The 18,646-nt window shown below is 58.4% G+C and carries 18 protein-coding genes; 8 read left to right on the top strand and 10 right to left on the bottom strand.

Translation table 11 applies throughout. The features are described 5' to 3' along the window. The first annotated feature begins 73 nt into the window (after positions 1-73). From HK23_RS12285 to HK23_RS12275, 3 genes are all read left to right on the top strand, one after another. A complete protein-coding gene (locus HK23_RS12285) occupies positions 74-2,599 on the top strand; it encodes a TonB-dependent receptor (protein WP_256940185.1) in 2,526 nt (841 codons plus the stop codon). Between the two features lie 87 nt (positions 2,600-2,686). Then, positions 2,687-3,568, top strand: a complete 882-nt coding sequence (locus HK23_RS12280) for a 3'-5' exonuclease (protein WP_086654180.1) — start codon at positions 2,687-2,689, stop codon at positions 3,566-3,568. 7 nt (positions 3,569-3,575) lie between these two features. Further along, a complete protein-coding gene (locus HK23_RS12275; protein WP_256940184.1) occupies positions 3,576-4,457 on the top strand; it encodes a DNA/RNA non-specific endonuclease in 882 nt (293 codons plus the stop codon). Positions 4,458-4,480: 23 nt separating this feature from the next. Here HK23_RS12275 and HK23_RS12270 read toward each other — a convergent pair whose 3' ends face one another. The 3 genes from HK23_RS12270 to HK23_RS12260 form a co-directional block, all read right to left on the bottom strand. Further along, positions 4,481-5,371 carry a delta(1)-pyrroline-2-carboxylate reductase family protein gene (locus tag HK23_RS12270; RefSeq protein WP_086654179.1) on the bottom strand — a complete coding sequence of 297 codons (891 nt, stop codon included), beginning with the start codon at positions 5,369-5,371 and terminating at the stop codon, positions 4,481-4,483. 50 nt (positions 5,372-5,421) lie between these two features. Further along, positions 5,422-5,703, bottom strand: a complete 282-nt coding sequence (locus HK23_RS12265) for an Rdx family protein (protein ID WP_086654178.1) — start codon at positions 5,701-5,703, stop codon at positions 5,422-5,424. A 76-nt stretch (positions 5,704-5,779) separates the two neighbouring features. Beyond that, the gene (locus HK23_RS12260; RefSeq protein WP_256940183.1) at positions 5,780-6,421 is read right to left on the bottom strand and encodes a PadR family transcriptional regulator; all 642 of its coding nucleotides are present in this window, start codon (positions 6,419-6,421) and stop codon (positions 5,780-5,782) included. A gap of 126 nt (positions 6,422-6,547) precedes the next feature. Between HK23_RS12260 and HK23_RS12255 the strand changes: the two genes are divergently transcribed. The 5 genes from HK23_RS12255 (at position 6,548) to HK23_RS12235 (ending at position 11,905) form a co-directional block, all read left to right on the top strand. Beyond that, the gene (locus HK23_RS12255) at positions 6,548-7,507 is read left to right on the top strand and encodes a DUF4232 domain-containing protein (protein ID WP_086654177.1); all 960 of its coding nucleotides are present in this window, start codon (positions 6,548-6,550) and stop codon (positions 7,505-7,507) included. A gap of 33 nt (positions 7,508-7,540) precedes the next feature. Then, on the top strand, positions 7,541-8,443 hold the full coding sequence (locus HK23_RS12250; RefSeq protein ID WP_063907511.1) for a LysR family transcriptional regulator: 903 nt from the start codon (positions 7,541-7,543) through the stop codon (positions 8,441-8,443). Between the two features lie 90 nt (positions 8,444-8,533). Further along, entirely contained in the window at positions 8,534-10,465 is a 1,932-nt protein-coding gene (locus HK23_RS12245) for an FUSC family protein (RefSeq protein WP_256940182.1), read from the top strand. A gap of 153 nt (positions 10,466-10,618) precedes the next feature. Further along, positions 10,619-11,086, top strand: a complete 468-nt coding sequence (locus tag HK23_RS12240) for an MliC family protein (protein WP_218777709.1) — start codon at positions 10,619-10,621, stop codon at positions 11,084-11,086. Positions 11,087-11,152: 66 nt separating this feature from the next. Further along, on the top strand, positions 11,153-11,905 hold the full coding sequence (locus HK23_RS12235; protein WP_086654176.1) for a YoaK family protein: 753 nt from the start codon (positions 11,153-11,155) through the stop codon (positions 11,903-11,905). Positions 11,906-11,984: 79 nt separating this feature from the next. Here the strand turns inward: HK23_RS12235 and trpS are convergent, their stop codons facing one another. The 7 genes from trpS to HK23_RS12200 all read right to left on the bottom strand — a co-directional run bounded on the left by trpS (position 11,985) and on the right by HK23_RS12200 (position 18,501). Further along, entirely contained in the window at positions 11,985-12,980 is a 996-nt protein-coding gene (gene trpS, locus HK23_RS12230) for a tryptophan--tRNA ligase (protein ID WP_086654175.1), read from the bottom strand. Between the two features lie 35 nt (positions 12,981-13,015). Further along, complete coding sequence (locus tag HK23_RS12225) at positions 13,016-13,486, bottom strand: c-type cytochrome (protein ID WP_086654174.1); 471 nt, start codon at positions 13,484-13,486, stop codon at positions 13,016-13,018. A 60-nt stretch (positions 13,487-13,546) separates the two neighbouring features. After that, a complete protein-coding gene (locus tag HK23_RS12220; RefSeq protein WP_062142105.1) occupies positions 13,547-14,038 on the bottom strand; it encodes an FKBP-type peptidyl-prolyl cis-trans isomerase in 492 nt (163 codons plus the stop codon). 43 nt (positions 14,039-14,081) lie between these two features. Continuing rightward, positions 14,082-15,323: an argininosuccinate synthase gene (locus HK23_RS12215; RefSeq protein ID WP_043550972.1), complete on the bottom strand. Its 1,242-nt coding sequence runs from the start codon at positions 15,321-15,323 to the stop codon at positions 14,082-14,084. A 114-nt stretch (positions 15,324-15,437) separates the two neighbouring features. Then, positions 15,438-16,652: a dual-specificity RNA methyltransferase RlmN gene (gene rlmN, locus HK23_RS12210; RefSeq protein ID WP_061505831.1), complete on the bottom strand. Its 1,215-nt coding sequence runs from the start codon at positions 16,650-16,652 to the stop codon at positions 15,438-15,440. A gap of 159 nt (positions 16,653-16,811) precedes the next feature. After that, entirely contained in the window at positions 16,812-17,435 is a 624-nt protein-coding gene (locus HK23_RS12205) for a hypothetical protein (RefSeq protein WP_086654173.1), read from the bottom strand. A 316-nt stretch (positions 17,436-17,751) separates the two neighbouring features. Then, complete coding sequence (locus HK23_RS12200) at positions 17,752-18,501, bottom strand: TlyA family RNA methyltransferase (RefSeq protein ID WP_086654172.1); 750 nt, start codon at positions 18,499-18,501, stop codon at positions 17,752-17,754. Positions 18,502-18,646: the final 145 nt, after the last annotated feature.

The raw sequence follows: 18,646 nt of genomic DNA, 5'->3' as shown, positions 1-18,646 counted from the left end.
TTAAGCGATTTATCTTTTGGAGAAGATTCGTAACGATTGTCAGGCGTCATGCTCTTTCAGGAAACTCCGCCTCATGTCTCGTCAGAAGATTTGCACTGTTGCCGGTCCCTCCAATGCCCTGTTGCGTTCCATTCGGCGCAAGCGGCACCTGATGGCGGCAACTGTTCTTGGCGCTTTTGTGCTGGGTGAGTCTGCGTCGGCTCAGACTGTCTCCAGCCCGTCCACAACTGGTCGGTCCAACGGTGCCGTAGCCCCTGCAAAAGCCGGGAAAGGCAAGGCCGGCCCTGCACGGAAACAGGCCCGCCAGACACAGGCGGCCGACCGTGAGTCCAGTGAGTCTGAAAGCCTTGATATTCGGGGCAGCCGGCGGAATGCGCCGGGTGGCGGGATGATGCGCGTGGAGCATGATGCGCGCGCTACGCAGTCCGTCACCAGCACCTATATTGGCATGCAAAGCCCGACGAGCGCGCCGCTGGACCTGATTGCCAACCTGCCGAGTGTCAATGTGTCGTCCTCAGATCCCAGCGGGATTGATGGCAGTTCTATTACCAGCCGTGGCCTGAACGATGTGGATATCGGCTTTTTGCTGAACGGCATGCCGATTGCCAATGGCTCCTCCACATCCGGGGCCAGCTTTATCCAGAACTATATTGATTCCCAGAATATCTCGGTTGAATCCATGACGCCGGGTTCCATTTCGGTGGAAGATCCGTTGACGTCTGCTGCCGCAGGTTCGCTCTCCATCACAACCCGCAAGCCGTCTGACAAATTTGGGGGCACTATTTCCGGGAGTTACGGGTCTTTCAATACGTCCAAGGAATTTATCCGGCTGGATACGGGTCTGCTGGGGAATTCGGGCATCAAGAGCTATGCCTCGTTCTCGCATACCCGTGCGGATGCCTGGCGCGGGTCGGGCAATAGTGACCGGAAACATATGGATTTCCGCGCTCAGAAAACATTCGGTCAGAACAGTTCGATTGATCTGTTCGTGGGCTACAACCACTATGAGTCTTATCTCAACCGCTATCCGACGATGGCGAACTTCCTTAACGACAAGCATGACCGGCCTGTTTCTCTGCCGCTAAGCTATTTGGCGACCTATAGCGCGACCTCGCCCAGCACCTATTACGCGGAGCGCGGCACGAATAAGGACCAGTTTTACGCCTCTCTGCCGGTTAAGATCGGGCTGAACCATATCTTCAGCGTCAGTGTCGTGCCTTATTACCAGCGTGCGGCCATTACGCTGGACAGTGCCACGCGCATGCGTGAAGGCTACACCTATGCCGGGACCACGCTTGAGCAGATTGATCTGGACGGGGACGGTAAGGTCAAAAAAGGGACGTATTATAATGCAGCCAGCGCTGCGCAATCCCTTAACCAGCAGGGGGGCGTTGTGGCGGCCCTGCACTGGAACCTGAAGGATAATTCAGGGCAGGTGGGGTATTGGCATGAAGAGAACAGCTATTCTCTGCTGACGCCTATGATGCGCATGAACCAGACCACAGGCGCGCGGCCTTCCGATACGGATAAATCGGCTTACCTGCGCACCACGGCGGGGAATATTTATTATTCCACCAATTATCTTGGTTCCTACAGCCTGAATTCCGGCTTTCTGGAAGACACGCAGTATTTCCTGAATCACAAGATGAGCCTGCGGGCTGGCATCAAGGTGACCGCCATGACGCTGCGCGGGCAGGATTATCTGCCGGGTGGGGCCGGCAAGACGTCTCAGACATTCGTCTCGCCCACGCCTCGGGTCTCGTGGTCGTATGACATTGATAAGCGCAATCAGGTTTACTTCAATGCGGAGGGGGATTTCCGTGCGCCGTCTCCGGTGGGGCTGATCACGCGTTACAGCACCACAACCGGCAAGATGACGACTTCCGGGGCCGGGACAAAGCCGCAATATTCCATCAAGGAAGAAATCGGTTATCGCTATTCCGGCAACCTGCTGGTGGCAGATATCAGCGCCTTTAACTTCAATGTGTCCAACCGTCTGCTGACGCTGAACACCTATAGCAATGATGTGCAGGTGAGCCAGACCATGAATGCGGGTGGTGAGACCATTCGGGGTGTGGATGTCATGCTGTCCACCCGGCCGTTGCTGCACCGTTTCCGTCCTTATGTGTCGTTTGAGTATCTGCACGCGACCATGGACAACAACCTTCCGACAACCTCAAGCAGTGGTGTGGTGGATTACCTGCGCACCAAAGGCAAAACGCCTGTCATGACGCCGAAATACATGGCGAGCGTGGGGCTGACCTATAATGAAGGGCCGTTCTTCCTGAACGCCAGCCTGCATTTTACGGCCAAGCAGTATTCTACCTTCATGAACGATCAGGCGATGCCGTATTACTTCACCAATACCATCGCGCTGGGCTACCATTTCCCCAAGGTGTGGATTGCGCAGTCTCCCACGTTCCGCCTGAACTTCTCCAACGTGACGGGGCAGAACAAGCTGGGGAGTGTGTATTCCTTCTCCAACAACGCCAAACCGACTGTTGGCGTCTATGGGCACAAGATTGCAGCGGACTCTTCCCCCACTTACGCGCCGCTGCCGTCCTTCTCCATGATCGGAACGGTTTCTACCTCATTCTGACCCCTGGATTTCTGAAGGGGAGGGGGAAAAATCTTCTGGCCTCTGCGCGCAACGCTGCATAAGTTGCGCGCAGGTTCAGGAGCTGACATGTCTTTGGAAAATCTTGCCCGAACGCTGGAGCGTTCAGGCGATTATCGTGTGTTGCGCCGCCTGCGGCCGCATTGGCTGGAGGCCATGCCGGAGGGCCGCAGAGTGCGCAAAGGTCTGTTTCTGGACCTTGAGACCACAGGGCTGGATGCAGCCTTTGATGAAATTATTGAAATTGGCATGGTGCCCTTTGCCTATACGCTGGATGGCGGGCTGATTGGCGTATTGCCGGCTTTCAGCCGCCTGCGTGAGCCCTCCGTGCCCGTGCCGCCGCGTGTGACGGAGCTGACGGGCCTGACGCAGGAGATGCTGGCCGGGCATAGGATTGCGCCGGAGAATGTGGCTGATTTTGCAGCGGATGCCTCTCTGGTGATTGCGCATAACGCCACGTTTGATCGTCCGTTTATTGAAGCCTTTTGCCCCGCCTTTGCGGAAAAACCGTGGGCCTGTTCCATGGCGGATGTGCCGTGGGATGAGGCCGGGTTTGAGGGGCGGAAACTGGGCTATCTGGCAACGCAGGCCGGGTTCTTTTTTGAGGGGCATCGCGCGACAGATGATTGTCTGGCGAGCCTTGCGCTGCTCGGCTATTGCGACTTTCCAGAGGGACGGAGTGCGTTGTCCTACCTTCTGGACCGCGCCCGCTCGGTCTGGGTCAGGATCTGGGCTGTTCAGGCACCGTTTGAAAGCAAGGATGCGCTTAAGGCTCGTGGGTATCGCTGGAATGATGGCATGGATGGGCGGCCCAAAGCGTGGTTTATCGATCTGCCTCCGGAAAAACGGGAAGAGGAAGAGACCTTTTTGCGGGACGAGATTTATCGGCGGGATGTTGAACTGACCGTCAGCGAGATTAAAGCCACAGACCGCTTTACGAGCCGGGTTTAGGAAAAACGTGCTGAAAGTTTTTTGGGGTGCTGCCGGGCTGCTTTGCTTGTCTCCCGCAGCACTGGTCCCCGTTGCCAATGCTGCAAGCTGCCCGGATCTGTTTGCAAAAGGTGTGCCGCCTGCTGTTTTGTCTGAGACAGCACGGATCGGGACAGTCATGCTGTGTAATGACCAGTACGCTGTGCTGGCCTCGGAGCAGACACGTGGGCCGCTTTGGTCTGCGGAAGATCTGACGGAAGAAAATCTGGAAATTGCCGACAAGATGCAGCGGCATGACAGTTTTCAGCCGGACACGCGCCTGCCGTCCACCATGCAGGCGCTGACTGCTGATTACACGCGCTCCCATTATGACCGGGGGCATATGACGCCCAGTGGGGACGAGGCCGGGGCGACGGCCCAGAAGCAGAGTTTCCTGCTGTCCAATATCGTGCCGCAAACGCCGGAGCTTAATCGTGGCCCGTGGGAAGGGGTGGAAAGTGCCGTGCGGGGCTGGGCGCGGGAGGAAGGGGAGATCTTTGTGGTGACGGGGCCGGGCTATGACCCCGATCAGTTCAGGACCATAGGGGCCCATCATATTCCCGTCCCGACCGTGACGTGGAAAGCGGTGTATGACCCCGCCGGGAATGGCACGGGCGCGTATGTCTGTCTGAACACCGCGCAGCCGTCTTGCCGGATTACCAGTGTCGCGATGCTGATCCGGCTGGTGAATATTGATCCGTTTCCGGCCCTCCCTGCGTCCATGAAAGATCATGTCGCGGCCATGCCGCCTATTCGGGAAAGCCCCTACGCGCTGGCCAAACAGGACCGGACCCGCAAGCTGCTGAAAGAATGGGGGAAGAAAGCCGCGCAGAAAGCTCTGCGCGCACTGGTGAAGTCTCTCGTGCCGTAACGCTGCCGGATATCAGGGCCTGCTTAAGGGGTCAGCACCCGGCACGCAGCCAGATCCCACGCTGCACAGCCGACGGATTTGAAAAAAACAGGCTGATCCTTCGGGGGCGGGGTGTGCAGGGCGGAAGCCAGCGCCCGCACATCGGCCCAGTTGACGCCTGCCTGAATGAGGTCACCGGCTTCACTCGGAGCCCCAATCGGGTCATCGACATAGAGGGTGCTGTTGCGCACAATTTGCGGGCCGACTTCAATCATGTCCGGCTGGAAAGCACCGACGCCAACCACCAGACAGTCTGGATCAGGCGGTCCATCATACAAAATGGCCCGACTGCTGGTGACAGTCAGGACGACATCAAAGCGCTCTTCGTCCGGTTGTTCTGGCCGGATAGGGAGAGGCAGGTCGGCCTGTTGCTGGCAGAAAGTCGCGGCACGTTCCGGCGTACGGGCCCGTACCACAAGCGTGGCCTCAGGATACAGAGCGGCAAAGGCTTCACAATGGGCGCGGGCCTGCGTACCGCTCCCAATGATCAGCACGCGCCGTACAGGACCTCGGGCCAGAAGCCGAACGCCCAGCAGACTTATGGCCGATGTGCGGCGCATGGTCACGGTCGGCCCGTCCAGTGAAAAAAGCAGCTCACCGGTGCGCGTGCTGGCGCAGGTGACCTGTCCCTGAATGGTGGGACGAGGGGTGCCTGCATTGTCCGGGCAGATTGTCAGTAGCTTGGTGACAAGAAGATCCTGACTGACCGAAGGCATCGTCATCAGGAGTGTGGAGCCGTCGGGAGCTGGCACAACGCTGCGTTCGGGGCACACAATAGAGCCCTCCGCATAGGCCTGAGCCGTTAGGACCAGTGCCTCGACCAGAGCTGGAAAGGGGAGGGCGTCACGCGTCTGGGCGGCGGAATAGTGTTTCATGCGCGGGATTATGCCAGAAAAAGGCGGAGGGCGCGCGTTTTAAACAGACCCTACCGGTCGATATGGCCGAGGTCCTGCTGAGGCGAAATGATATCCCGCACTCTCTGCTTCAGCTCTTTAGGGCCGGGAAAGCCGCCGTCTCGCTTACGCTCCCAGACCAGTTGATCATCCACATGAATCTCAAACCGGCCCCCGCTATCTGGCACCAGTGTCACGCCACCCAGAGTTTCGCCAAAGGTGGAAAGCAGTTCCTGCGCCATCCATGCTGCGCGCAAAAGCCAGTTGCATTGCGTGCAGTAGTGGATGGTGATGCGCGGTTTGTGGGGCGTCATGCGGATTTCTTTTCATGGCATAAGGGGCTGGCACTTCCTCCTTCATGCCATGAGCAGAAAATGCGTGCCAGAGATCTTACTCTGGCGTTTTTGCGATTTCCTCAGCCGCTGTGTTGAGGATCTGCGTGATGCGCTTAAGGGCCTCCGGGGAGCATCCACGCTTGCGCATCATGGCCTGTTTGAGGGCATGGCGCGCCTGATGCAGGGCATCCGCTGCTTCTGGATCAAGGGCGTTGACCCCGGCGAAGGCTTCCCGCACTTCGTTCATACGGCTGCCAATGCGGGCGAGGGTTTCCAGAATACGGTCAGCCTGCTCGCGGTTTTCTTCCAGAAAAGCCCGGCCTTCATCCGTCAGGCTATACAACTTGCGGTTGCCTTGCTGTGTGACGGAGGTGTGGCCAATTTCTTCCAGATAGGTGAGAGCCGGGTAGACCATGCCGGGGCTGGGGGCATAAAAGCCGCCGGATTTTTCTTCCAGCAGGCGGATGAGTTCATACCCATGCGCAGACTGTTCAGCCAGCAGGGCAAGCAGGACAAGCTGGAGTTCTTCCGAGCTGAGTTTGCGGCCTTTGGGGAAGTCTCCTCGGCCGGGGCCTCGTCCAAAGCCTCCACCAAAACCGCGGCCAAAGCCCCGGCCTCCGCCGTGGCGGTCGCCGCGCGGTCCGGCGGCGTGGTGAGGATGGCGGGAGGGACGATCGTGTTTCTGTGTTTTCATCATGTCTTACGATATAAATATCTTAAGATAGATTTCAAGACTTATTTTTCGATTTAATGTGAGAAATGCATCAGGCCTCTGCGGGGATGATGGCTTGATCTGCCCCTCACTCTCCCGCATCATCTAAAAATGTGCAGCATATCAAGCTTTTACAAGGCCGGAGCCGCAGGCGTTAGCCTTACGGCTCTTCTGTTCAGCGTGCCCGTTTTTGCGGCGGAGGGCCGTAATGGCCAGCCCTCCAAAGCTGAGTTGGAGAGCATAAACCGTCAGATTGCTGCCATTCAAAACCCGCAGGATCGTGCGGCGGTGCAAAACCAGAGTCTGGTCTGGAAGATGACGACCTTCCTCTGCCAGAACGCAGCACGCGCGCCATTGACGCGTCTGGGGGCAGACAATCGGTTCTTCCTGCAGGACGATCAGCCCGACAGTCAGGTGCTGGTCAGTCCCTCTTTGGTGCAGGGGCGGGGGCAGTTCCGACAGGCTGCGGATGGTATAAGCTGGACGCCTTTTCAATGGTCCTGCCATCTGGACCCCGCAACCGGGGCCGTGAAGAGCTTTGACGTAACACCTCTTGCAAGCGCAGGCGCTGCGGGTGCTTCTTCGCCTTCAACCCGACAGGCTGCGGCCTGTCAGGCCGCGCATCTGGACGTCACGCTGGATGACCGGAATGGCGCGTTTGATGGCATGTCCCAGTCTGGCACTGTGCTGACTGTAAGGAATACAGGTGCGGAGGCCTGCACCCTGCCGCCGGTCCCGCTGGTGCAGTTTGAGGACGGGAATGGCGCTAAGCTGCCTGTTTTCAGGCGCTCAACCGTTCGGGCGCGTCAGCCCGGTCCACACGGGGCCAAAGCCACGCAGCATGTAGTGCCTGTCCTGATAGAACCCGGCGTTGTGCGTGAGGCCACGCTGCACTGGGTTTCCGGCGAGGTGTTTGATGACAGCCATAATTGCGTCCAGCCCGCACAGCTTGTGCTGAAGGTCGGGCAGGAGGAGAAAAAGGCCGCTTTTAAAGGGCATATCTGCGCGCCTGCCGGGGCGCATCAGGTTTTTGACCAGAGTGCCTTACAGGCGCATACGGATGCGCAGTAAGCGTTTTAAAGAGCTGATGGTGCGAGGTATACGGTGTTTCTGCGGCAACTGACTTATCTGATTGCGCTGGACCGGTGCCGTCATTTCTCCCGTGCAGCGGAAAGCTGTGGCGTCTCTCAACCGGCTCTTTCTGCGGGTATTCGTCAGCTTGAAAACGAGCTGGGGATTACCATCATCCAGCGGAACCGGCGTTTTTATGGGCTGACGGAAGAAGGCAAGCGGGTGCTGGTCTGGGCGCGTCAGACACTGGCCGCGCTGGACGGGTTGAAGCAGGAAGCTGCTTTTGCACAGGATATTGCAGGGGGCTCACTCTCCATTGGCGTCATGCCGCCCGCCATACAGGTTGTCCCGCTGCTGCTGGAATGCTTTCGGGCCGCTGTTCCGGCTCTGCATGTTGAAGTGAAAGTCTATTCCAGCACAGACATTACCCGGATGCTCCGGGAGCATCATTTGCAGCTGGGCATTATGTATCTGGATCAGCTGCCGGGGGATGGCGTGTTTGAAGCACGACCTCTGTATGCGGAGCAGCATGTGCTGGCGGCTGCGGCCTCGGTTCAGCTCCCGGCAGGTAAGCAATGTTCCTGGGCGGATATTGCCGCGCTGCCGCTATGCCTGCTCAGCCGTAATATGCGCAGCCGGCAACTGGTGGATGCAGGGTTCCGGGAGGCGGAGGTTACCCCGACCGTCATGCTGGAAACCGATGCGCTGGAACTGCTGCATGCGGAACTGCTCGGGGGGCGTCTGGCCAGTATCCTGCCGGTGGCGGCGCTGCCTGAGCGGGTGGGGCTTTCCGGCCTCCAGCTCCGGCGCATCCACGGGTGCGCATCGCCCGATGTCGGGCTTGTGCGGCTGATGCAACCCAACACCAGCATGCTGCTGACCCGCTTGTGGGACGTTGCGCAGACCCTGAACGTGGCAGACATTTATTCAGTCTGATAAGCAGACGTTATCACCTGATTATTACAAACATTTGGACGAAGGCCCCCGGTTTTTCGCATTGTCCCGCTTCGTGCAGGAGGGGGTGCCATGCGCCGGAATACTATCATGACAGGTCAGAGCATGGTCGGGCCTGATGGGGGCTTGCTGGGCAGGCTCTTTTTTGGTGGTCCGCGCGCGTCCTGGCGCAGCAAGCTGAGCTGGCTGCTTGAACCCTCGGCCATGGACGTCATTTTTGCCGTCCGGTCCTCCCTTGCCGCCGTCCTGTCCTTGCTGATTGCCATGGGCATGGAGCTGGACAGCCCCCAGTGGGCTCCTCTGACAGTCTGGGTGGTGGCGCAATCCTCACGTGGGGAAAGTCTGTCCAAGGCGCGCTGGCGTATTGCCGGCACCGTGCTGGGCTGCTGTATCGGTGTGGCGCTAATCGCTGCTTTCCCGCAGGCGTCCGCCCTGTTTTTCTGCTGCCTTGCTGTGTGGATTGGCCTGTGTTGTGGCGGTGCGACGTTTCTTGAAAGCTACCGGGCTTATGGTCTGGTGCTTACAGGGTTTACCTCGGCCATTGTCGCCACCGGGGCCATTGCACAGCCTGATCAGGTTTTTGATATCGCCATTGCGCGAGGCACTTACATCATTCTTGGTGTGGTGTGTGAGGCGCTTCTTGCGGTCCTCTTTATGCCAACCTTGCAAACGCAGGCCCGCAAACGGCTGCTAGATCGTCTGAACGGCGCTTTTCAGACGGTGCGGCATGTTGTGTCTGAGCTCGTCAGCGGGCGGGCGGATGCCCAGACGCAAGGGCAGGTTCTGACAGACCTGATGGCGGCCAATGCCCGGATTGAGTTCGATGCGCTGGAAATGGGGCCACGGACCCACGCGGCAGACCACGCCCATGCGGCTCTTGCCGCCATGATTATGGTGCTGGCCCGTGCGCGGGGCATGGCGTTACTGGAGCAGAAAAATCCGGCCGGGCAGGCAGATGTCCCGCTCCCGGCCTCTCTCTATGCCGACTATGATGTCGCCCGCCAGCATATTGAGGCCTGCGCGCATCCCAAACGTGGAGACCGCTTCCGTTTTAAAATGACATCCCGCCGCCATGCGTTGGAAGCTGTTGAAAACGGCATTCGCTCCTGCGCAGGCATTCTGGCCGGCTGGCTGGTGTGGGAGGTGACAGGCTGGCCTGCCGGGGCTGGCTTCATTTCCTTTGTGGCTCTGGTCTATGGGCTTCTGGCTACGCGGGAAAATCCGATTGTGGCCTCAACCCCCTTTCTGAAAGGGGCGTTGTGGTGCGCGTTTGCTGCCGCCATTTATGCATTCTGGATCATGCCAGCTGTGACAGCCCCAGAGGTGCTGATTGTTATGCTGATGATTGTCATGACAATTGGCGGTCTGGCGGCGCGAAAACCGGCAACTGCGGGGTATGCTTTTTCCTTCAACATGTTCCTGCCGGTTCTGATCGGGCCGGGGAACCAGAGCCGCTTTTCAGAAGAGGCGTTTTTCAACAACGCCATGGCCTTTCTGGTAGCCGTGACTTTTGTAGGCTGGACGTATCGTCTCGTTTTGCCGTTCCGTGTGGACTCCCACATGCGGCGCACAGCCCGCTGGGTGGAGCGCAGGCTGAAGGCTCTGGGGGCACCGGGCAGCCGGGTGACGGTGCATCAATGGCTTTCAGAAAGTGCTTCCAGCCTCGTGCGGATTTTGCGGAATGCGCAGGGCGTGCCGCAGTCTGTCCGGCTGACCTATATGCAAACGCAGTTTCGCGCCATGACTATGGGGATGCACATTGTCTTCCTGCGGGATGTGGCGAAGGACCCGGTTCTGCCACTCAGCGCCCGCCGCGGCATTCAGGTCTTTTTACGGAAATGGGTGCAGACGGGCACTGATGCCACGGCGTGGGCCGGGATGACGGAAGGCTGGTTGTTGCGCCAGATGCATGGCACGCCGTTTGAGGTGCAGGAGACGCTGCAAAAGGCTGCCATCAGCCTGCGTATTCTGGCAGCAGAACAGCGAGAGGATGTGCTGTCCTGAAGGTTGTCGGCTTTTGTGAGATCTCTTTGCCTTGGGAACACTGAGCCGTTTTCTCCTGCTCATGAGCGGTTCTGAGCAGGAGATTTTTGTAAAAAGGCGAACCGGGTGTAGTTTTTCGGCCAACGTGTCCCGCAGGCAGGATTGGAGAACCCCGTGAACATTAGAAAAGTCGGAAAAAAAGGCCTGACATTGAAAGTGCTGGCCGCACTGGCTGCCACCTTTGGTGTGCTTGAGACCGCAGAGGCTGGCAGCAGCTGGGCGGCACACCTCGCCGCTGCAAGCACGTTGCGTATTCCGTTGACGCCCGCAAATCGGGTGCAGAAAATCAGCACGACTTATACCTGTTCCGGCTCTGCCGAACTGTTGGATAAACTGCCCAAACCGGTCGTCTCTGTCACCTATCTTAACGCCGGAGCGGTCAGTCTGGCCGTGTTGCAGGTGGAGGGAGAAACGCAGGTTTTCTCGAATGTGATTTCTGCTTCCGGCGCACGCTATACGGCCAATCGGTTTGAATGGTGGAGTAAGGGGAACACGGCTTTTTTCTCGGAAGTGGGCGCGGAGGATACGCATCCCTTAACCTGTCAGGAGACGGATCAGGCTGCCTCGCGCAAGGGCCGCTAAGTCATGCCATGCAGGGAAAGAAAGCTGATGATGAGCCTGCTGGTGCGTGAGGTCGCGCGCTGACCGATGCTGTTTCTTGAAAAAGGAAGCCGCAGCTTTCTGCATGATCGGCAGTTAGGCTGCTCTCTGGCTCTTGTTGCCGGGGCAGTCAACGTCGCCGGGTTTTTGAGTGTTGGGTCTTACTGCGCGAACATGACGGGCAATGTCACAGCCTTTGCCATTGGTCTGGCGCAAGGGCAGGGCGCCGAGGTGTTAACCTGTATTGCCCTTATTGCCAGCTTCTTTCTGGGCGCAATGATGTGCACGTTTCTGGTAAATGGAGGCCGCAGACGCGGGCAGAAGGCGATTTATGCCTATAGTATTCTGCTAGAAGGCTTGCTTCTTGGCACGATTGGTCTGGTACAGTTATTCTGGCTCCCTCCATCCGGGCACGCTATTTTGCCACCCCTTGGGCTGAGCTTTCTGATGGGGCTGCAAAACGCCACTGTTACCCGCATTTCCGGTTCTGTGGTGCGCACAACCCATGTGACCGGGATGATTACCGATCTGGGTATTGAACTGGCAGACTGGGTGGACGCCTTCCGGCATCCCGTGGAGCCCGAGAAGCACGCGCAGACGATCCTGCGCATACGGCTGCACAGCAAAATTATTGCCTGTTTTATTGGAGGCGGGGCTGTAGGAGCCTTTGGCTATACCGCGTGGCCCCGCTTTTTCCTGATGGGGGTGGCTTGTGTGGTTATCGCTCTGGCAGTGCCGGGTATTCTGGCCAATGCGTTCCCAGCATCTCAGGACACAAAGAGCCCGCCGTCCGCCGGATAAAATCTTGAGGAAGAGTATGTGACAAGAAGGCTGTTTCTGAAAAAACGGCCCTCTTGCCGGTAAATGCCGCAGAGGCGGATTACTTCAGAAAGCCGACAATCTTTTCAGCTTCAGAGACAATCGGCTCCGCAATAGCCTGAGCGCGCTGAGCACCAGAGCGCAACACGTTGGCCAGATGCGTTTCATCCTGCATCAGGCGCGTGGTTTCCTGCGCAATAGGAGCAATGGCGTTGACCACAACCTCGGTGAGCGCCTTTTTGAAGGGGCCGAAGCCTTCGCCCTGATGGCGAGCCAGAACCTCTTCCACACTCAGATCAGCCAGAGCTGCGTAAATGGTCACCAGATTTTTGGCTTCCGGGCGGTCTGCCAGCCCGGCTGGGTCTGCTGGCAGCACATCGGCATCCGTTTTGGCGCGACGGATCTTGAGGGCAATCGTATCGGCATCATCCGTCAGCTCAATACGGCTCTGGGCTGACGGGTCAGATTTGGACATCTTTTTGGTGCCGTCGCGCAGGCTCATCACGCGCGCGGCGGCAGGCGGGATCAGCGCTTCAACTTCCGGGAAGAACTCCACGCCGTAGTCGTGGTTGAACTTCTGGGCGATGTCGTTCGTCAGTTCCAGATGCTGCTTCTGGTCTTCCCCCACAGGCACGCGGGTGGCTTTGTAGGCCAGAATATCGGCGGCCATCAGGCTGGGGTAAACATACAGGCCAGCGGAATGGTTTTCCCGGTCCTTGCCAGCCTTGTCCTTGAACTGCGTCATGCGGTTCAGCCAGCCAAGACGGGTCACGCAGTTAAAAATCCAGGCCAGCCGCGCATGGGCGGACACGGCGGACTGGTTGAACAGGATGTGTTTGTCCGTATCAATCCCGGCGGCCAGCAGAATGGCGGCCTGTGTCAGCGTCTGGTTGCGCAGTTTTTCCGGGTCCTGCCACACTGTGATGGCATGCATGTCCACAAGGCAAAAAACGCACTCATGGTCGGCCTGCAGGCTGACCCAGTTGCGGATTGCGCCCAGATAATTGCCAAGCTGCGGAATACCGGAGGGCTGAATGCCGGAAAAAATACGTTGCATAAGGATACCAGTGCCTGCGTCAGGAAAAGGAAGGATCAGGGAAGGGGCGCTTTATGGTCCAGCTCTTCCCGCTCCAGCGCGACCATGCCAGCCGATTTCCGGGTGGCGCGAGCGGCTGCAATATCTGCTGTGGTAATTTGCGGGGCGGGGCTGGTCTGCCCACGGGAAGACAGCCACGTCAGAATCTGTGCCACCTGTTCATCCTGCAGGTAGCGGAAGGGCGGCATTTCCGCCTCGTAAGGCTGCCCGTTGGCTTTGATGGGGCCGCTGACGCCATTCATCAGCACATCAGCCAGATATTTCCGGCCTTCTGGTGTGCTGGCAATGCGGTCAATCCGCCCGACAAGCGGAGGCACCGCGCCGGGCATCCCGTCGCCACCATGATGGCAGATGCCGCAATTTGTCCCGTACAGGCCAGCCCCGCTTTTAGGGGTGCAGGCTGTCAGGAAGAGAGCAGCCCCGCTTGCGGCAAGAAGAGCGGGACGAAGCCGTTTGAAAAACGTCATGAGACTAAAAAGACCTGCTGGCTCCACATGGGCGGAGCCAGCTTTGGCAACGTGCCGGGTTTAGCGCGTATGCGTGACACCCAGCAGCTGGATACGGAAGATAAGCGGGCTGTCGGACGGGATAACGCCCATGGCCTTGTGGCCGTAGCCCAGTTCAGGCGGCACATAGAGCATCCATGTATCGCCCACGCGCATCATCGGCAGGGCTTCCATCCAGCCTTTTACAAGGCCTTCCAGCGGCATCTGCATATAAGCGCCGTCACCATGCTGTTCGGAGCTGTCAAAAATGGATCCATCAGGCAGACGGCCTTCATAGATCAGCATCATGACGTCACCCGGACGCGGCTGGTCTGCATCTTTTTTACCAGATTGCAGAACCTTGTAGGCCAGCCCGTCCTTCAGCACCGTCACACCAGGCTGGCTGCGCAGCTTGTCCAGCTGCTGCATTGGGGTCAGCTCGGGTTCTTCCTGCTTGTGTGAACCGCAGGCCGTAAGAGAAACGGCCATGCTGGCCGCAAGCAGATAGGGGATGATGTTGAAACGACGGGTCATGGTCCTCTCGGCAATCTAGAAAGAATGGCAGATGTCCAAAAGCTCAGAGAGCGCCGCCATTGCGGCCAATCTGTGCTCCCAGTCTCAGACGCAGCGCGTTCAGTTTGATGAAGCCCTGTGCGTCAGCCTGATTATACGCACCTTCATCATCCTCAAACGTCACGACACGGGTATCATACAGGCTATTGGGACTTTCACGACCCACGCAGATGACATTACCCTTATAGAGTTTGAGGCGCACGCGGCCGGAAACAGAATGCTGAGAGGCATCAATCAGAGCCTGCAGCATGCGGCGCTCCGGGGAGAACCACAGCCCGTTATAGAGGATGGCGGCGTAGCGCGGCATCAGGCTGTCCTTCAGGTGCATGGCCTCACGGTCCAGCGTAATGGACTCAATGCTGCGATGCGCCGTCAGCAGGATGGTGCCGCCCGGGGTTTCATAAATGCCGCGGGATTTCATGCCCACAAAGCGGTTTTCCACCAGATCCAGACGGCCAATGCCGTTAGCTTTACCCAGCTCGTTCAGGCGGGTGAGCAGGGTGGCCGGAGACATGGCCTCGCCATTGATGGCAACCGGGTCGCCACTGACGAAATCAATGGTGATTTCAGTGGCCACATCCGGTGCGGCTTCCGGAGAGATAGTGCGCTGGAAAACGATTTCTTCCGGACCGATAGCCGGATCTTCCAGCAGCTTGCCTTCAGAAGAAGAGTGCAGAAGGTTGGCATCGACCGAGAACGGGGCTTCGCCGCGCTTGTCCTTGGCAATGGGGATCTGGTTTTCTTCAGCAAAGGACAGCAGACGGGTGCGGGAGGTCAGATCCCACTCACGCCAGGGGGCAATAACCGTGATGTCGGGCTGCAGGGCATAATAGGCCAGCTCAAAGCGAACCTGATCATTCCCCTTACCGGTTGCGCCGTGAGCAACGGCGTCGGCACCGACGGCGCGGGCAATCTCGATCTGGCGCTGAGCGATCAGCGGGCGAGCGATGGACGTGCCTAGCAGATACTGGCCTTCATACAGCGTGTTGGCCCGGAACATGGGGAACACGAAGTCTTTGACGAAGGTTTCGCGCAGATCTTCGACGAAGATTTCCTTCACGCCGAACATTTCAGCTTTCTTGCGGGCGGGTTCCAGTTCCTCACCCTGACCAAGGTCAGCCGTAAAGGTGACAACCTCACACCCGTAAGTCTTCTGCAGCCAGCGCAGGATGACGGACGTATCAAGGCCGCCGGAATAGGCCAGCACAACCTTTTTGACATCTTTTCTGGCGGCAGTAGCGGCCATGAGGCAGGTCTCCTGAATCTGATAAAATGAATAAAGTCCGAACAGTGTCCTAGCACCAGCGGGGGAAGGGAGCCAGAGCCCAACCCCCGCTGAGCGGGGTCTGATGCAGAAAAATCAGCTTTGCGAGGCGCGGATGCGCTCACTTTCGGTTTTCAGCTGCCCGCAGGCGGCCAGAATATCGCGCCCGCGCGGTGTGCGAATGGGAGAGGCAAAGCCTGCGGCCATGACGATATCCGCAAATTTGTTCTGCTGTTCCCGCGTGGAAGGGCGGTAGGCGCTGCCCGGCCAGGGGTTGAAGGGAATGAGGTTGACCTTGGCAGGAATGCCGGAAATCAGTCGGACCAGTTCCCGCGCATCGGCCTCGCTGTCATTCACGCCGCGCAGCATGATGTATTCAAACGTGATGCGGCGGGCATTGCTGGCAGCCGGGTAACGGCGGCAGGCGGCCAGAACCTCTTCAATCGGATATTTGCGGTTAAGCGGCACAATTTCGTCCCGCAGGTCATTCCGCACAGCATGCAGGGAGACGGCGAGGTTGATCCCCAGTTCATCCCCACAGCGGTCCATCAGCGGCACTACGCCAGATGTGGAGAGGGTAATGCGGCGGCGGGAGAGGCCAATGCCTTCACCATCCATGATAATCCGCATGGCCTTGGCGATGTTTTCGTAATTATAGAGCGGCTCACCCATACCCATCAGCACGATGGTGGAGAGCAGGCGCGGCGTGTCGCCCTTAGGGCTTGGCCATTCGTTATAGGAATCCCGTGCCGCCATAAACTGGCCGACAATTTCCGCAGCGCCAAGGTTCCGCACCAGTTTCTGGGTGCCGGTGTGGCAGAAGGTGCAGGACAGCGTGCAGCCAACCTGCGAGGAAATGCACACAGCGCCCCGGTCTTCCCGGCGGTCCGGGATATAGACAGTTTCTGCTTCCTGCCCGTCACGGAAGCGGAAGAGGAATTTGCGGGTTTCGTCCGAAGAGGTCTGCACGGTTGCGGCTTCCGGGCGACCAACAACAAACCGTTCCGCCAGCTTTTGCTGGAGCGGCTTGGCGATGCTGCTCATCTGCGTGAAATCGGTCACGCCCTGATGGTAGATCCAGTGCCAGAGCTGTTTGGTCCGAAACGGCTTTTCGCCGATTTCGACCAGAATGTCGGTAATTTCCTCACGCGTCAGGCCTACCAGATCGCGCCGCCCATCGGGCAGGGTGGCCGGAGGCGGGCTGAACAGGGCGGCCTTTGCCAGAATACGGGCGCGTTCATCCGCATTGAGCGAGGCGGCTGCCTCTGCATCGTGCGATGGTGTGGGATGAGCAGAATTACCTGAAGACATGAACGGAGCCACTACTGGAAGGGAGGAAAGGAGCCCTTATAACAGAGAAGGGCCCGGCAAGCACCGGACCCTTGATAAATTATCCTGATCTTTCTGCGCGAAGGCCGCGGATCAGTCTTAATGCTTGCGCCTTCAGCGTCTCATGTCAGCAGGGATCCCTTAAGGCGTATGCGCAGAGGCGCCAGACTGCTGCGGAGTGGCTTGCAGACCCGCGCGCAGCCATGTTGCGATATTGGTTTTGCTCGGATCAATTCCGCCCAGAATTGCGCTGATTGTCTGCGCTGAATAAACGTCCGGCGTCGTGTCCGGAGAGATCGGAAAGGAGGGGCGCGGGATGTCAAACGTCATCGCCGGCTGTTCCGCCTCTGCGGTGCTGCCTGCCATGCTGGCCTGCTGGAGGCCGTCAGACTGAATGTTGGCAACAACGGAAAGATGGTCCGCGTCCTGATGCAGGCCAAAATACAGATACGCGTAAGAGGCCGCGGCAGACAGCACATCCCGCATGGCAATGCGATACCGGTTGTTGCCATCGGATGGGAGCGCACGGGCATGCAGGGTTGCAGGGTCAGTCGAAATCACCAGTGTCTGGTTTTTCAGATCATCCTGGAGCGTAAGCCCATCCTGCTCATAGCCACGGAGCAGAGAACTGCCTGCTTCTGTTACGCTGTCCTGCTGGGCAGGTGCGCTGGCAGCAGCTTTATACGGGCGAGGGGCAGCTTGGGCACCACCAGTGATGCCGAGCAGGCCGGTTGCAACGCCAAGCATCATGATGATTTTACGCATAAGCGACAGGCTTCCTTAATTTGCTGTGATGAGGATTTATTACTTGGAGAATGTGGCAGAAAAAGTGATCTTTTGCCACGTATTTGCCGAACAGGCAGTAATAAAAAATCTTTTAAGGAAGTGTTTTTATAAGAACGTTGAAAAAGACTGCTTGAGAAAACCGCCTTTGAGGCGGGTGAAGCATTTTTTCAAGTAAGGAAGGGGCGTTTGAAAGCGTGGACGCGGTGAGCGGGGGCGGAAACAAGCACCTTCAGGCAATGCACCAGGAAAGACACAAAGGCGCTCAGAATCCTGTCGGGCACCCCGGACAGGATTTTTAGGCGGGCAGGGGCACGCGTTTGGCGGCAATCAGAAATTCCCGGTTGCCTTCTGGCCCCGTAATCGGGCTAGCCTCAATCCCCAGCACAGACCAGCCGGGTAGGGCGCTCCACCAGTCATGGATCATCTGGCACACGCTTTCATGCACCGCAGGATCACGCACTACGCCTTTGGCCCCGATCTGGTCACGGCCGGCTTCAAATTGCGGTTTAATAAGAGCAACGGCCCACGCATCATCCGTCGCCAGAGAGAGGGCGGCAGGCAGCACAGTCCGCAGGCCGATAAAACTGGCATCACAGACAATGACGGACGGAGCCTGCGGGATCTGTGTGCTGTCCAGATGCCGGGCATTGCACTTTTCCATCACGGTCACGCGCGGGTCTGACCGTAACTTCCATGCCAGCTGCCCGTGGCCGACATCCACAGCATAAACATGCTGTGCCCCGTTGGTGAGCAGCACATCGGTGAACCCGCCTGTTGAGGCACCGACATCCAGACACACACGGTCCTGCGGGGATAGATCAAAATGGGTGAGGGCATGTGCCAGTTTGCAGCCACCGCGTGAAACCCACGGATGTTGCTGACCACGCACATCAAGGGGCGCGTCCTCAGCAAGCTGATCGCCTGCCTTGGCAACACGCTTCTCCCCTGTGAACACAAGCCCGGCCATAATCAGGGCCTGAGCTTTTGTCCTGCTCTCAACCAGCCCCCGGTCAACAAGCATCTGGTCAACACGACGGCGTGCCATCAGATCAGGCCGTCTGCTCCGTCAGTGCCACACCCAGCGCGCTGAGAGCGGTTTTGACGATGTGGGGAGCGGTGAGCCCGGCCTGCTCGTACTGGGCGTCCTGGGTGTTATGATCGATGAAGATATCGGGCAGGGTCATGGGGCG

It is taken from the genome of Acetobacter malorum (assembly GCF_002153605.1).
GTDB lineage: Bacteria > Pseudomonadota > Alphaproteobacteria > Acetobacterales > Acetobacteraceae > Acetobacter > Acetobacter malorum_A.
The sequence above is the reverse complement of the archived record's forward strand: the minus strand, read 5'-3'. Positions and strand labels throughout refer to the sequence as shown.

Coding starts and splice junctions, on each gene's coding strand:
- HK23_RS12205 (WP_086654173.1), bottom strand. CDS start 17,435: ATGCGTAAAATCATCATGATGCTTGGCGTTGCAACCGGCCTGCTCGGC.
- HK23_RS12265 (WP_086654178.1), bottom strand. CDS start 5,703: ATGACGCCCCACAAACCGCGCATCACCATCCACTACTGCACGCAATGC.
- HK23_RS12245 (WP_256940182.1), top strand. CDS start 8,534: ATGCGCCGGAATACTATCATGACAGGTCAGAGCATGGTCGGGCCTGAT.
- HK23_RS12255 (WP_086654177.1), top strand. CDS start 6,548: ATGTGCAGCATATCAAGCTTTTACAAGGCCGGAGCCGCAGGCGTTAGC.
- HK23_RS12260 (WP_256940183.1), bottom strand. CDS start 6,421: ATGATGAAAACACAGAAACACGATCGTCCCTCCCGCCATCCTCACCAC.
- trpS (WP_086654175.1), bottom strand. CDS start 12,980: ATGCAACGTATTTTTTCCGGCATTCAGCCCTCCGGTATTCCGCAGCTT.
- HK23_RS12285 (WP_256940185.1), top strand. CDS start 74: ATGTCTCGTCAGAAGATTTGCACTGTTGCCGGTCCCTCCAATGCCCTG.
- HK23_RS12215 (WP_043550972.1), bottom strand. CDS start 15,323: ATGGCCGCTACTGCCGCCAGAAAAGATGTCAAAAAGGTTGTGCTGGCC.
- HK23_RS12270 (WP_086654179.1), bottom strand. CDS start 5,371: ATGAAACACTATTCCGCCGCCCAGACGCGTGACGCCCTCCCCTTTCCA.
- HK23_RS12280 (WP_086654180.1), top strand. CDS start 2,687: ATGTCTTTGGAAAATCTTGCCCGAACGCTGGAGCGTTCAGGCGATTAT.
- rlmN (WP_061505831.1), bottom strand. CDS start 16,652: ATGTCTTCAGGTAATTCTGCTCATCCCACACCATCGCACGATGCAGAG.
- HK23_RS12225 (WP_086654174.1), bottom strand. CDS start 13,486: ATGACGTTTTTCAAACGGCTTCGTCCCGCTCTTCTTGCCGCAAGCGGG.
- HK23_RS12220 (WP_062142105.1), bottom strand. CDS start 14,038: ATGACCCGTCGTTTCAACATCATCCCCTATCTGCTTGCGGCCAGCATG.
- HK23_RS12235 (WP_086654176.1), top strand. CDS start 11,153: ATGCTGTTTCTTGAAAAAGGAAGCCGCAGCTTTCTGCATGATCGGCAG.
- HK23_RS12200 (WP_086654172.1), bottom strand. CDS start 18,501: ATGGCACGCCGTCGTGTTGACCAGATGCTTGTTGACCGGGGGCTGGTT.